At 64.2% G+C, this 12,558-nt stretch carries 16 protein-coding genes and 1 pseudogene; 8 read left to right on the forward strand and 9 right to left on the reverse strand.

Annotated elements, in window-relative coordinates; genetic code table 11:
- Positions 1–39: 39 nt before the first annotated feature.
- The gene (locus BH93_RS12285) at positions 40–843 is read right to left on the reverse strand and encodes a MerR family transcriptional regulator (RefSeq protein ID WP_052065873.1); all 804 of its coding nucleotides are present in this window, start codon (positions 841–843) and stop codon (positions 40–42) included.
- Between the two features lie 68 nt (positions 844–911).
- Between BH93_RS12285 and BH93_RS12290 the strand changes: the two genes are divergently transcribed.
- Positions 912–1,859, forward strand: coding sequence for a sensor domain-containing diguanylate cyclase (locus tag BH93_RS12290; protein WP_037177513.1), 948 nt, complete (start codon positions 912–914; stop codon positions 1,857–1,859).
- A 3-nt stretch (positions 1,860–1,862) separates the two neighbouring features.
- Here BH93_RS12290 and BH93_RS12295 read toward each other — a convergent pair whose 3' ends face one another.
- Complete coding sequence (locus tag BH93_RS12295; protein WP_037177515.1) at positions 1,863–2,459, reverse strand: CHAP domain-containing protein; 597 nt, start codon at positions 2,457–2,459, stop codon at positions 1,863–1,865.
- 95 nt (positions 2,460–2,554) lie between these two features.
- Between BH93_RS12295 and BH93_RS12300 the strand changes: the two genes are divergently transcribed.
- The gene (locus BH93_RS12300; protein WP_165712927.1) at positions 2,555–3,286 is read left to right on the forward strand and encodes an SIR2 family NAD-dependent protein deacylase; all 732 of its coding nucleotides are present in this window, start codon (positions 2,555–2,557) and stop codon (positions 3,284–3,286) included.
- A gap of 47 nt (positions 3,287–3,333) precedes the next feature.
- Here the strand turns inward: BH93_RS12300 and BH93_RS12305 are convergent, their stop codons facing one another.
- The 5 genes and pseudogenes from BH93_RS12305 to BH93_RS12320 all read right to left on the reverse strand — a co-directional run bounded on the left by BH93_RS12305 (position 3,334) and on the right by BH93_RS12320 (position 6,102).
- The gene (locus tag BH93_RS12305) at positions 3,334–4,395 is read right to left on the reverse strand and encodes an ABC transporter permease (RefSeq protein WP_037177517.1); all 1,062 of its coding nucleotides are present in this window, start codon (positions 4,393–4,395) and stop codon (positions 3,334–3,336) included.
- Positions 4,392–4,829 carry a hypothetical protein gene (locus BH93_RS28355; protein ID WP_442981236.1) on the reverse strand — a complete coding sequence of 146 codons (438 nt, stop codon included), beginning with the start codon at positions 4,827–4,829 and terminating at the stop codon, positions 4,392–4,394. The genes BH93_RS12305 and BH93_RS28355 overlap by 4 nt, the downstream gene beginning before the upstream one ends.
- Before the next feature lie 9 nt (positions 4,830–4,838).
- Positions 4,839–5,162: pseudogene (locus BH93_RS28360) on the reverse strand (ATP-binding cassette domain-containing protein); the annotation flags it as partial.
- An 86-nt stretch (positions 5,163–5,248) separates the two neighbouring features.
- Positions 5,249–5,650 (reverse strand): GntR family transcriptional regulator, encoded by a 402-nt coding sequence (locus BH93_RS12315; protein ID WP_032379018.1) that lies wholly within the window; start codon positions 5,648–5,650, stop codon positions 5,249–5,251.
- Between the two features lie 71 nt (positions 5,651–5,721).
- Complete coding sequence (locus tag BH93_RS12320) at positions 5,722–6,102, reverse strand: helix-turn-helix transcriptional regulator (RefSeq protein WP_080739275.1); 381 nt, start codon at positions 6,100–6,102, stop codon at positions 5,722–5,724.
- A gap of 62 nt (positions 6,103–6,164) precedes the next feature.
- Between BH93_RS12320 and BH93_RS12325 the strand changes: the two genes are divergently transcribed.
- Positions 6,165–6,554, forward strand: coding sequence for a hypothetical protein (locus BH93_RS12325; protein ID WP_037177965.1), 390 nt, complete (start codon positions 6,165–6,167; stop codon positions 6,552–6,554).
- A gap of 39 nt (positions 6,555–6,593) precedes the next feature.
- Here the strand turns inward: BH93_RS12325 and BH93_RS12330 are convergent, their stop codons facing one another.
- A complete protein-coding gene (locus BH93_RS12330; RefSeq protein WP_037177523.1) occupies positions 6,594–7,163 on the reverse strand; it encodes a TetR/AcrR family transcriptional regulator in 570 nt (189 codons plus the stop codon).
- A gap of 76 nt (positions 7,164–7,239) precedes the next feature.
- On the opposite strand from BH93_RS12330, the gene BH93_RS12335 reads away from it, so the two are divergent.
- The 3 genes from BH93_RS12335 (at position 7,240) to BH93_RS12345 (ending at position 10,590) form a co-directional block, all read left to right on the forward strand.
- The gene (locus tag BH93_RS12335) at positions 7,240–7,812 is read left to right on the forward strand and encodes a dihydrofolate reductase family protein (RefSeq protein WP_037177526.1); all 573 of its coding nucleotides are present in this window, start codon (positions 7,240–7,242) and stop codon (positions 7,810–7,812) included.
- Positions 7,813–7,886: 74 nt separating this feature from the next.
- Positions 7,887–10,190 (forward strand): accessory Sec system translocase SecA2, encoded by a 2,304-nt coding sequence (secA2, locus tag BH93_RS12340; RefSeq protein ID WP_037177529.1) that lies wholly within the window; start codon positions 7,887–7,889, stop codon positions 10,188–10,190.
- On the forward strand, positions 10,183–10,590 hold the full coding sequence (locus BH93_RS12345) for an META domain-containing protein (RefSeq protein ID WP_052065875.1): 408 nt from the start codon (positions 10,183–10,185) through the stop codon (positions 10,588–10,590). The genes secA2 and BH93_RS12345 overlap by 8 nt, the downstream gene beginning before the upstream one ends.
- 12 nt (positions 10,591–10,602) lie before the next feature.
- Here BH93_RS12345 and BH93_RS12350 read toward each other — a convergent pair whose 3' ends face one another.
- Complete coding sequence (locus tag BH93_RS12350; protein WP_032379524.1) at positions 10,603–11,190, reverse strand: TetR/AcrR family transcriptional regulator C-terminal domain-containing protein; 588 nt, start codon at positions 11,188–11,190, stop codon at positions 10,603–10,605.
- A 123-nt stretch (positions 11,191–11,313) separates the two neighbouring features.
- Between BH93_RS12350 and bioB the strand changes: the two genes are divergently transcribed.
- Positions 11,314–12,306: a biotin synthase BioB gene (bioB, locus tag BH93_RS12355; RefSeq protein ID WP_037177969.1), complete on the forward strand. Its 993-nt coding sequence runs from the start codon at positions 11,314–11,316 to the stop codon at positions 12,304–12,306.
- A 22-nt stretch (positions 12,307–12,328) separates the two neighbouring features.
- Positions 12,329–12,553 carry a biotin synthase auxiliary protein BsaP gene (gene bsaP / locus BH93_RS12360; protein WP_032379013.1) on the forward strand — a complete coding sequence of 75 codons (225 nt, stop codon included), beginning with the start codon at positions 12,329–12,331 and terminating at the stop codon, positions 12,551–12,553.
- The last annotated feature ends 5 nt before the right edge of the window (positions 12,554–12,558 follow it).

Here is a 12,558-nt window from a genome sequence, read left to right on the forward strand (position 1 = left end):
ACGAGTGCCATCTACCGACCTGGACAGGGAAGTCGACCGTCATCGGGTGCCTCCGGAGCGTGGGTGTTCGGTCGTCTGCAGGCGCGCGGTGGCGCGGACGATCACGGTGCGCTGGGCCGGATCGGGCAGGATGTCGTCGATACTCAGCGAACCGATCTCCTCGGTGTCCACAGTGGTATCGGACGGATCGGAGGCGAGTGAATCGAGATCGAACATCGACTCCAGTTCTGCGGCCAGCGACGCGATATCGCTCTCGGCCTCGGCCGGATTTCGGCCCTCCAGTGCGCTGAACCTGCGGAGAAGTCCGAGGTACCTCTGACGAAGGCCGTGGTCGCCGAGTGTGGTGGTCACCGTCTCGAAGAACGATGCGGGAACGGCGCCCGATATCGCCATCACCTCGAGTAGATCGCGTTCACGGATCAATGCTTCTCGGTCCGGCTCCGCGGAAGCGTCGATCAGCGCGCTCAGGGCGTCGGCAACCTCGCGCGGAAGAGCGGTCAGCTGACGATGCTCGACTGCGTCGTTCAGCAGTGCCGACAGGCGGATGTGCTTGCGCGCGAGCGCGGACTGCTCCCGTTCCAAACCGACGAGAAGCGCCCTGAGATCAGCGACCACATCGGTCTCGCCCGCCGGAGACTCACCGAGGGCGGCGGCTATCTCGCCGAGTGGCATCCCGCAGTCGGCCAGCCACCGGATTCTCATCAGACGAACCACGTCGTCGATCGTGTACTCGCGATATCCGTTGGACAGACGGCGCGGCTCGTCGAGCAGGCCGAGGCGGTGGTAATGACGCACCGTTCGCGGTGTCGTTCCAACGGCCTCCGCCAGAGATCCGATTCTCATGTGTTCAGTGTGAACCTTGACGCTACGTCAACGTCAAGACCGTCTGCCTCGCCTTCCCAGGGCCGGGCGTGGCAGCGCGGCGTATCGTCGGGTCGTCGTGTGAGTCGTCGTGGCTCGCACCGTTCGAGGAAGAGACCTGGCTGAAGATGGTCGACGCCGATCGTTGGTACCGGGAGATGTTCGAGGCCAGCACGGTCGGATTGGCGCTCGCCGACGAAGACGGACTGCTCGTTCTCGCCAACGAGGCCTACGCAGCCATCGTCGGATGTCCTCGTGAGCGCCTGCCCGGCAGATCTTCTCGTGAATTCACCCATCCCGACGACCTGGCCCAACACGCCGCCATGGAGCAGATCATGGACGACGCGAAGACTCGAGGGGAATCGGTTCACGTCGAGAAGCGATACTTGCATGCCGACGGCACAGTCCGGTGGGGTTGGATCTCGGCCAGCGAGGTTCCTGGGCCGGAGGGACAACGGTGGACGATGGCCGTTGTGCACGACATCACCGATCGAAGGCGCGTCGAGGAAGACCTGCGCGTAGCCGCACAGACCGACGCCCTCACCGGACTGCTCAATCGGCGCGGATGGCGAGATCGGTTGCACCAGTTGACCACACCGCCGGGGGCCGAGGGCGTGGTAGCGCTCGCCATGATCGATTTCGACCGCTTCAAGCTGTACAACGACAAGTACGGCCACGGCCGCGGTGATCAACTGTTGGTTCGGTTCTCCGCTGCTGCGGCAGATCTGCTCGGTGGCCGAGCCTCGATCGCGAGATGGGGTGGGGAGGAGTTCGCTCTCGCGATGCCGGGAGTGGGATCGACGACGATGGCGGCCGTGCTGACCGAGCTTGCCGCCGTCGTTCCCGACCGGCAGACGTTCTCCGCGGGGCACACGACGTTGCGGCGAGGCGAGTCCGTGGACGACTGTTTCGATCGCGCAGACATGTTGCTCTTTCAGGCCAAGCGAGATGGTGGCGCGCGATCGTACAGCGACGGAAGCCGCCGATCCGGCGAGTGAGCGTCAGCTCGCCAGTCGGCCGAATCCGACCACGCCGGAGTCGGATCCGTAGTGCAGGGTGTGAACTCGGATCTTGCCGGCCTCGTTCCCACCGACGGTGACGGCCTCGTCGCCGTCGACCGCCACGATCACGTTGGTGTGCTGGCCGATCCAGCTGCTGTTGTCGTAGAGCACCACGTCGCCCACCGACGGCGTGTAGCTGCCGACAGCCTCGAACCGACCCTGCTCCTGGTAGTACTCCTGCAGGGTGTAGACGCCGGGTATGCGCCACGAACCCGAATTGGGGTTCGACAGCGGCATATCCGCTTCCTTCATGATCCAACTGACGAAGTCGGCACACCAGGCTTCGTCCACACCCTCGGCATAGAACGTTCCCGGGCGCTGCTGCTTGTGCTCGGCGCGCAACAGTTCCACCACCCGGGCCTGATCGGCGGTCAGCTCACCGGTGTTCACCTCGGGAAATGCCTCGGTGTCCCACGGGAGGTACCGGCTCGGGGCCAGCCACAGAACACCAACGACCGCAACCACGACGACCGCCGTGCACGCCGCCACCCACAGTGGCCACCGTCGTCGAGTACGCGCGCTGGTGTCGATGCTCATGCCACCACGGTAGCGCGACCGGACACACAGCTTGGCACAATGAGGCCGTGACCTTCCCTCGTGACCTGCCGGCCCATGCTGTTCCGGAACCTGTGGTGGACGCTGCCCGCGGAGCGTCGCGCATCGCCGTACTCACGGGCGCAGGCATGTCCGCCGAGTCGGGGATCGCCACCTTCCGGGACGCCCAGACCGGGTTGTGGAAGGACTTCGACCCCAAGGATCTCGCCAGTCCCGAGGGCTGGACGGCCGACAGCGATCTGGTGTGGGGCTGGTATCGATGGCGAGCGGAATTGGTCCGACGCTCCGAGCCCAACGCCGGTCACGTGGCTCTCGCGCAATGGCAGCAGCGGGCGCACGTCGACATCGCAACCCAGAATGTCGACGATCTCCACGAGAGAGCCGGAGCCACGGTGTTGTCGCATGTGCACGGGTCCCTGTTCGAGCCGTACTGCAGCGACTGTGGGACACGAGCAGCACTCGACGCCGGTTCCGCCGACGCACCGGCCGAGGCGGATCAGCGGGTTCCGCCGCCGGAATGCCCGTTGTGCGGTGGGCTGATTCGGCCGGGCGCGGTGTGGTTCGGCGAATCGCTGCCCGAGGCCCCGTGGGACGCGGCCGAGGACGCCGTCCGACGTGCCGACCTCGTTCTCGTTGTCGGCACGTCGGGAGTCGTGTACCCGTTCGCGGGACTGCCTGCGATCGCTCGTAGCGCCGGAGCCACGGTAGTGGAGATCAACCCGGTCGAGACCGAGGTCTCGGACATGGCCGATCACCGGTGGCGCACCAGTGCTGCGGTGGGATTACCGGCCCTCGTTGCGCGACTGTGAACGCCGAAACACGCTGTCGCCGTGGCCGTTGCACCGACCGCTCGACCTCAGGGCCGCAGTCTCTTGACCAGTAGCAGCGACAGTCCTCCGAGTAGACCGGCGATCAGCAGCGTCAGAGCTGTCTCGATCGCCTGGAACCGCCAGAACAATCGATCCTCGTGGTACTTCGTCTCGAAGGCTTCGGCACCCTGAGCTCGGGTGCAGTCGATCTGTGTGCGAGCGTCCTCCGCGGCACGGAGATCGGCGTATTCCTCGTATTGCGCGACCGTCTCGAATTCGCTCATGTCCCGGTAGTTGTCGGGCCACGTGCACTTCAGCAGGTCGATCGCTACGGGTGTTCCTTGGCCGTCGACGTAGTCCGCCGAGACGTTCCATCGCGGATACATCGAGATCGAATCCAACGGCCGGTAGTAGTCCGGTGTGCCGCCGTACATGTCGTTCATCTTCTGCTCGAGTGTTCGGGTCTCGACCGCGGGAGTCGCGTAGTGTTCGCGAATCTGCGTCGGCAGCAGCGCCAGGAAGGCAGTGGACAGCACGACAGTGGTGATCATCGCGGCGACGGTGTTCCGCATGGCCAGTGCGCATGCTGCGCCGAGCATCAGTCCGGCAGCCGTATACCCGCCCGAAACGAATCCCGTTGCGCCGAAAATGGGGAAGTCCAGGCGGGACTCGCCGGTGCTCATGAAAGTGAACGACCCAGGCGAGGTGCGATATTTCGCCCAGTAGAGGGCGCATCCGAGCAACGCCATGGCGAGGATCGTCGGAACGAACACGACCAGTACGCGCACGCCGTACCACCGTCGTCTGCTCACCGATTGGGTCAAACCGAGTACGTGAGTTCGACGTTCGAGATCGCGGGAGAACACGGTGACCCCGACAAAAGCGCCGAGCACGACGGGGAGGGCGATCGTCAGAAGAATCGCCATGGTCTGCGCGGTCTCCGCCGTGCAATAGTCCTCACCGATCCCGAGGCAGCGCTGGAGTACGGGTACGGGTGCCACACCCCCGTCGATCAGTGTGATGGCAATTATGATGGCCGCCAACAGAAGTGGAGTCAGGACCCCGAACAGAATTGTCGCGCGGAATTGTCTCCATGTCACCCAGATCATGCCGCTACCTCCGCGCCGAGGTGTGCGAGTACAACGTCGTCCACGGTGGCGTCCTCGACGGTCCAGCCCGGTCGCGCTGTCTCCGGTCGAGTGCCGTGGACGACGAATACTGCTGCACTGGAACCGGATACGTCGGAGATGATGGTTCCGTTGTCAACGGTGGGTTCGGCCTCGGTGCTACCGACGAGCAGGTAGTGCTCGGCGGTGATGGTATCCAGTTCACCGTCGAGTCGAATGCGTCCGTCGCGCAACAGGAGTAGTCGGTCGGCGACGTCGACGAGTTCGGACAACACATGCGACGACAGCACGATGCTCGTGCCGTTCTCGGCCGCGTCGCGCATCAATGTCCGGGCCACAGCACGGCGGGCAACCGGATCCAGATCTGCGAGAGGCTCGTCGAGCAGCAGTACCTCCGGTCGCCGACCCAGGGCCAAGGCCAGCGCGACCCGGGTGCGGTGGCCGGGGGAGAGTGACTTGACGCGTGCCGAGACCGCGATCCCCGCTGCGTCCACGAGTTCTGCCGCATACGCATCGTCCCAGTGCACGTTGGTGTTTCGGCCGAAGCGGAGCGTATCGGCGACGGTGAAGTGTGGATAGAGAGGTTTGTGCTGAGCGAGGTAGGAGAGGCCGGGCGCGATGCCGCGTTGGCCTACGGCTTCGCCCAGTACTCGAATGTTCCCGGAGTCCGGTGTGAGCAGTCCGACCGCCAACGACATCAGAGTCGACTTGCCTGCGCCGTTGGAGCCGACCAACGCTGTGACGCTTCCTCTTTCGATGGCAAACGAGCAGTGGTCGAGGACGGTCTTTCGGCGGAACGACTTGACCACCTCGTCCATGGTGAGCACTGCGTCGGTCATGATCCGTCTCTTTCCGGTCGGTCGAAGTGGGTGTCGAGGGCAGCGGTGACGATGGCCTCGAGGTCCGGTCTGTCCAGTCCTGCTGCCAGGCAATGGCGAATCCAGCGGCTCAGTTCGTTCTCGAGAGCCGATCGTTCGGCCATGCCGGGTTTCGCCAGGGAGGCGACGACGAAGGTTCCCGATCCGGTCCGTGGTTCGACCAGGCCTTCTCGCTCGAGTTCGCGGTAGGCCTTGAGCACGGTGTTCGGGTTGATGGCGAGCGCCGTGACCACGTCTTTTGCCGTCGGGAGCTTGTCGCCGACAGTGAGTGATCCGAGGCGCAGGGCCTGTTTGGTCTGCAGTATCAGTTGGACATATGTGGGGATGCCGGACTGACGATCGATACGGTAAGCGATCACCAGGACCCTTTCACTAGTTGATTAGTGGAAGACGGTAATGCGGACTCGTCTGTTTGTCCAGGTTTTTGCGGTCAGTGGATGGTCAGGGCATCGATGAGTGCGCTCATTGCCGATGCGGCACTGTCGGTTTCGGTGGGTCCCAGGGCGGCGAGACTGGCGATGAGGGCTGCTATCTCCGGGACGGTCAGACGCACAGGACGTGGACCGGCCACACTCGCCAGCCGTGATCCGCCGTGCACACCCGAGGCCGCATCGATGGGTACGCCGGATTCACGCAATCGGGCGAGATCGCGCTCGACCGTGCGCACGCTCACTCGCAATCGCTGCGCAAGTTCGGGTGAGGTCAGCGGCGTCGCTGCCGAACTCAGCCACTCGACGATCCGGTGCTGGCGCACGACGCGACGCAGGGTGAGGGCGCTGTCGAGCGAGTGGGGCGAGGTCTCCTTGGGCACTGTCCGAATTCTTCCCGATTCCCGACACCGCCCTGACGGGAATGAGTCGTACCGTTCTCGGTATGACCTCCGAAACGGAAACGATCGACCGCTTCTTCGCTCGCTACACGGGGTATCTGACCTCGGGTGATCTCGACAATCTGGCAGAGATCTACAACTATCCTGCGCTGGCTGTGACGGCGCGGGGCTGCGCAGCTATCGTCGCGCCTCAGCAAACCCGAGAGTTCTTCGAGCAGGGGCAGGCCTACTATCGATCGCGCGGAATACAGGGCGTGCGAGCGCGCGACATCGTCACCGAGATCGAGGTGCCGGGGGTGTGGGTCGGTCATCTGCTGCTGGAGAACCTCGACTCCGACGGCTCGCCGGTGGGAACCGAGCGCAATGCCTATCAGGTCGTGACGGCCGAGGACGGCACACGACGGATCGCGGTGACGACGCCCCTCGACGCGTAGTAACTGCAGGTGGAGGTCGCGTGCGTCGAAGTCGTGCGATCAGGGGTGCAGGAGGCCCGCAACCAGGGCGTCGACAACCTCGTCCGTCGAGGTGTTCGGATCGATCGGGTAGGTCAGGCGGTCGAGCAGAAGTCCGTCGATCGCGTAGTGGAAGAGTGCGACTTCCTTGCGACCCCCGGGTAATCCTGCGGCGAGGTTGAATTCGACGTCGGCAGAGAAGTTCGAGCGCTGCCAGCTGCCGAGCATCTCCCTGATCTCCGGTCGTCTCGATGCCTCGAGCCGCAACTCGAACAAGGCGAGTGTCACGTCGCTGTTCGCGAGCAGTCGGGCGACGATGTCGCGGATGTACGCGCCGAACAGGTCGGGGCTGGGAGGTTGCGCGGCGAGTGGTTCGTGGACCTCCGCGTCGGGTGCGAGTCTCTCGCCGATCCGCTCGATCAATCCGGCAATGACGTCGGCGCGGGTCTTGAAATAGTTCGATGCCGTTCCCTTGGGCACAGCTGCTTCCTCGTCGATCGCGCGGTGGGTCAGTCCGCGCGCTCCTTCCGCTGCGAGCAGGCGAAGTCCGGCGTCGGCCAGTTCGGAGCGTCGGAGCGGGTTGCGAGCCATGGAAACAGACTAGCGGAACCACTACGGATGTCGTAGTCTGAGGCAACCACTACACCCGTCGTGATCGGAGAAACTCATGCGTGAACTGGTCTATTACGTCGCCGTCAGTCTCGACGGCTACATCGCTGCCCCCGACGACTCCTTCGCCGACTTCCCGATGCACGGCGACCACATCGACATGATTCTGCGTGAGTACACCGACACCATTCCGACGCTGGGACTTCGGGCGACGGGACTGACCCCCGACCTGAGTCGTTTCGACACCGTGCTCATGGGGTGGAACACGTACAAGGCCGGTGGAATCCATCCCCCGGAGGGTCCGTACGGCCACCTGAAGCAGTACGTTTTCTCGCGCAAACACTCGGGCGTGGAAGCGGCCGTGACTCTCACCGATGAAGATCCCGTAGCGGTCGTGCGAAAGCTGAAGAGCGAGAGGGGGAGTGGGATCTGGCTGGCAGGTGGAGGGATGTTGGCGTCGGCTGTCGCGGGCGAAATTGACAGGCTGATCCTCAAGGTGAACCCGATCCTCCTCGGCTCGGGTAAGCGTCTCTTCGCCGAGCGTGCGTACTCACCGATCCGAAGTCGCCTCGTGGCCAGTACCCCCTTCGAGTCCGGCGTGGTGGTGAACGAGTACACGGTCGATCGATGATGTGGAACCGAGGACGACGTCGCACTCGGTACTGTGGAAAGGAACGTTCTTTCTTTCTCAGGTAGGGATTGCACATGGCTTTGGGCTCCGACCGGTTCTGGCGTGTACTCGGACGCTCCGCGCAGAAGGCGCAGAGCACGTCCCGTCAGCGCGTCGACCGAGCCCAGGAGCACGCGGAGTGGGCGGCTGCTCTGGACGACAGCGACTTGGCGACAGAGGCGACCGCACTTCGCGTCGACAACGCAGCGCGGCTCGATGTTCCGCGGTACCTCGCGTTGGTGCGCGAGGCGAGTGAGCGAACACTGTCCATGCGGCCCTTCGATGTACAACTCCACGGTGCCGTTCGACTTCTCGCCGGCGACGTGGTGGAGATGGCGACCGGTGAGGGCAAGACGTTGGCCGGCGCCATCGCTGCCGTCGGGTACGTCTTGTCCGGGCGCGCGGTGCACGTCATCTCGGTCAACGACTTCCTTGCGCAACGCGATGCACAGTGGATGAAGCCGTTGTTCGAGGTTCTGGGTATCACGGTCGGTTCCATCGGTGAGGCGTCGAGCGCGCAGGAGCGTCGCACCGCCTATGCCTGCGACATCACGTACGCCTCGGTCAACGAGGTCGGCTTCGACGTCCTGCGTGATCATCTGGTGAACGATCGACAGGATCTGGTCTTGCCCGTCCCGGACGTCGCACTGATCGACGAGGCCGACTCCGTGCTGGTGGACGAGGCGCTCGTCCCGCTGGTGTTGGCCGGTTCGGTATCGGGTGACGTCTCGACCTCGACCGTGATGGACGCAGTCCGATTGTTGGACAAGGGTGTTCACTACGACACCGATGCCGAAGGGCGGAACGTGTTCCTCACCGACGAGGGTGCCCTGCGGATCGAGAAGGAGCTCGGCGGAATCGATCTGTACTCGGAACAGCATGTCGGATCGACCCTGGTGGCGGTCAACGTGGCCCTGCACGCCCAGGTGCTGGTGCAGCGCGATGTCGATTACATCGTTCGTGACGGACGGGTTCAGCTGATCAACGCCTCGCGTGGACGTGTCGCCGAACTTCAGCGCTGGCCGGACGGGCTGCAGGCGGCGGTCGAGATCAAGGAGGGGCTTGCTCCCACCGAGACCGGCGAGATTCTCGACACGATCACCGTGCAGGCATTGATCAATCGGTACGCCACGGTGTGCGGCATGACCGGAACGGCCATGGCGGCGGGGGAGCAGCTTCGGACGTTCTACAGCCTCGGCGTCTCGGTCATCGAGCCCAACGTGCCGACGGTGCGCGTCGACGAAAACGACCGTGTGTACGACACGATCGAGCACAAGAACGCTGCAATTGCTTTGCAGGTGAAGGAGATTCACGAGACCGGGCAGCCGATTCTCATCGGAACCCATGATGTCGCCGAGTCCGAGGCGTTGGCGGCGACTCTCACGGCCTCGGGCGTGGACGTGGTGGTGCTCAATGCAAAGAACGATGCTGAGGAGGCAGCGGTCATCGCCGCGGCCGGAGTGCACGGCGCGGTGACGGTGTCGACTCAGATCGCCGGTCGCGGAACCGATATCAAGCTCGGTGGTCCCGACGGTGCCGATCGCGAACGTATTGCCGAGCTCGGCGGACTGTTCGTTCTCGGCACCGGCCGCCACACGACCGAGCGACTCGACAACCAGCTCCGGGGACGCGCAGGTCGACAAGGAGATCCGGGTCGTTCGCTGTTCTTCGGCAGCTGGGAGGACGACGTCGTCAAGAACAACATCGGCGAAAAGGACGCACCGAAGGGTATCGACGACAGCGGAATGTTCACCTCGCCGGCAGCGGCCGACCGTGTCGATCACGCACAACGCATCGCCGAGGGCCAGATGCTCGAAATACATTCTCGCACTTGGCGTTACAACCAGTTGACGGCTCAGCATCGTGAGATTCTGGATCGCAGCCGCGCGACGTTGCTCAACTCGGACGAGGCGTTGACCCTGCTCGAGGCGCACTCGCCGAAGCGCTCGAAGGAGCTTCGCGACACAGTCTCGGAGGAGACGCTGATCGAGGTCGCTCGCCAGATAGTTCTGTACCACCTCGATCGATCGTGGTCCGATTACCTCGCGCACCTCGCAGACGTGCGTGAGAGCATCCACCTTCGGGCATTGGGCCGCGAGAATCCGCTGGACGAGTATCACCGCATTGCGGTCGAAGCGTTCAAGACGGTGTCGTCGAAGGCGATGGATCTCTCGCACGCCACCTTCGAGTCGGCCGACATCACTTCCGACGGAATCGATCTCGACGATGCCGGTTTGCGTCGACCGACGTCGACCTGGACGTACATGGTGCACGACAACCCGTTCGCGTCCCGCGGAAATGCCGGTGCGGCCGGCCTGGGGCCGATCTTCGGTGGCTGACGCGCGGCGCGCGTTGGTCGCTCTCGCGTTGGGCGTGAGCGCGGTGGCCTCCGGGTGTGCCGACTCGTACGGCGAATTCCCGGCCGACAAGATCTACACGTCCATCGACGCTTCCGACTCCTATGCGCCGGTGGACGGAACCACGATCAGGCTCGAATTCGCCGACGACCGAATCTCGGCGGAGGCCGGGTGCAACAGATTGTTCGGCACGGTCGACACCTCGCAGGGCAGGATCACCACCGACTCTCTCGGTTCTACCCGTATGGGCTGCCCACAGGCATTGATGGATCAGGACGCGTGGCTCTCGGCATTCTTGACGTCCACGCCGCGGTGGTCTCGGAACGACGGCACCATGACCCTGGACAACGGAAGCGAACGGATCGTCTTCGCGGAGTCCTGATCGGCCGGATCTCTAGCGCCGGATCCGATCGGTTGTCGAGTGGCGTACTCCGTCGACGAAGAGCCGCAATCCGAAATCGAATCTGCTGGTCGGGTCCGGACTCTCGAAGATCGGGGACGCCTCGGGGGTGAGGGCTCCCGCGGAGTCCATCTGTAGACGCGATTGTTCGTCCACTGTCTGGCCGAGAACGTAGTACAGCAGGGTGTCGGCGGTCAGTTCCGCGTCGCGTCGCGGTAGTCCCGCGCGAATGCAGACGGCGGCAATGCGTTCGCGAATTCGATTGGTGGTCATCCTCGACGCGTAGGTCGCGGCGACGAGTTCGGCCCCGTCTCGACGGGAGAGAAGCGCGTCGCGCAGCCGATGCGCGATCTGCTCGATCTGCGTGTCCCACGCTCCCTCGGCCGGTGGTGCATCGGCGCTGGACAGCAGATGGTCGGCGATCGCGCCGAGCAGGGTCTGTTTGTTGGGGAAGTGCCAGTACAGCGCACCGGGCTGCACGTGCAGGGACGTCGCAAGCCGTCGCATGGTCAGGTCGGCAAGGCCGTACTCGTCGAGAATGGCGATCGCGCCGTCCAGGACGTCTTGCCTGTTGAGTTGCACTGCTTCCCCCATGTCGATCGACGCCTCGTCGCTTTGACAGTAGCCGAGCGCGGTGCCTAACGTGAACACCGTTCAACTTGAACGGTGTTCAATGTGTCGCCGTTCGACTACGAGGGGACCGGAATGGACATTTTGCGCACGGCGCGTACACAGGTGCTCGGCGACGGCATTGCACTCGAACGATCTCAGGTTCTCGAGGTCCTCCAGCTCGGCGACGACCGTCTCGAGGAGGCGATGCTGCTCGCGCACGAGGTACGGATGAAGTGGTGCGGCCCCGAGGTCGAGGTCGAGGGAATCGTCAGCCTCAAGACCGGTGGATGCCCCGAGGACTGCCACTTCTGTTCGCAATCGGGACTTTTCGCATCTCCGGTGCGCGCTGCCTGGCTCGACATCCCGTCTCTGGTCGAGGCGGCCAAGCAGACCGCGAAGACAGGGGCGACAGAATTCTGCATCGTCGCGGCGGTCCGCGGACCCGACGCCAGGCTGCTCGCCCAAGTCGCTGCGGGAATCGAAGCCATTCGAGGCGAGGTGGACATCGACATCGCGTGTTCGCTGGGCATGCTCGAGCAGGATCAGGTCGATCAGCTCGCAGGGATGGGTGTGCACCGCTACAACCACAACCTGGAGACCTCTCGCTCGTACTTTCCGAATGTCGTGACCACGCATACCTGGGAGGAACGGTGGAACACGCTTCGGATGGTGCGGGAGGCAGGCATGGAGGTGTGCTGCGGCGGCATCCTCGGGATGGGGGAGACACTCGAGCAGCGAGCCGAGTTCGCGGCCGATCTCACCGCACTCGAGCCCGACGAAGTGCCCTTGAACTTCCTCAATCCGAGACCGGGAACCCCGTTCGGAGACCTCGACGTGCTGCCGGCATCCGACGCTCTGCGCGCCGTCGCCGCGTTCCGTCTCGCGCTGCCGCGGACGATTCTGCGATTCGCGGGCGGGCGCGAGATCACTCTCGGTGATCTGGGTGCCAAGCAGGGAATTCTCGGCGGCATCAATGCCGTCATCGTCGGTAACTACCTGACGACGCTCGGTCGTCCGGCCGAGCAGGATCTCGATCTTCTCGGCGAGCTGCAGATGCCGATCAAAGCGCTCAACTCGACTATCTGATGGGCGTATTAGGGTGGGTCGAATGACGAGTGAGACCCGCTACGACCCGTACACCGGTCGGCCTGTCGACGCCGGAGCCGAGGTGGGTGCGGATTCGTTGTCGGTCGCCGTCCGGCTCGGGTTGGAGCCGCCGCGGTTCTGCGCAGAATGCGGTCGCCGCATGGTGGTGCAGATAGTCCCCGACGGGTGGTCCTCGGTGTGCTCGCGGCACGGCCTGATCGACTCGGCAGCGACGGGCAGGCGCTAGGTGTC

The sequence above is a fragment of the Rhodococcoides fascians A25f genome (assembly GCF_000760935.2).
Lineage (GTDB): Bacteria > Actinomycetota > Actinomycetes > Mycobacteriales > Mycobacteriaceae > Rhodococcoides.

What these genes read in the sequence shown, in the direction of transcription:
- BH93_RS12285 (WP_052065873.1), bottom strand. Translation starts at nt 843, where the DNA reads ATGAGAATCGGATCTCTGGCGGAGGCCGTTGGAACGACACCGCGAACG.
- BH93_RS12295 (WP_037177515.1), bottom strand. Translation starts at nt 2,459, where the DNA reads ATGAGCATCGACACCAGCGCGCGTACTCGACGACGGTGGCCACTGTGG.
- BH93_RS12305 (WP_037177517.1), bottom strand. Translation starts at nt 4,395, where the DNA reads ATGATCTGGGTGACATGGAGACAATTCCGCGCGACAATTCTGTTCGGG.
- BH93_RS12325 (WP_037177965.1), top strand. Translation starts at nt 6,165, where the DNA reads ATGACCTCCGAAACGGAAACGATCGACCGCTTCTTCGCTCGCTACACG.
- BH93_RS12330 (WP_037177523.1), bottom strand. Translation starts at nt 7,163, where the DNA reads ATGGCTCGCAACCCGCTCCGACGCTCCGAACTGGCCGACGCCGGACTT.
- BH93_RS12335 (WP_037177526.1), top strand. Translation starts at nt 7,240, where the DNA reads ATGCGTGAACTGGTCTATTACGTCGCCGTCAGTCTCGACGGCTACATC.
- secA2 (WP_037177529.1), top strand. Translation starts at nt 7,887, where the DNA reads ATGGCTTTGGGCTCCGACCGGTTCTGGCGTGTACTCGGACGCTCCGCG.
- bioB (WP_037177969.1), top strand. Translation starts at nt 11,314, where the DNA reads ATGGACATTTTGCGCACGGCGCGTACACAGGTGCTCGGCGACGGCATT.
- bsaP (WP_032379013.1), top strand. Translation starts at nt 12,329, where the DNA reads ATGACGAGTGAGACCCGCTACGACCCGTACACCGGTCGGCCTGTCGAC.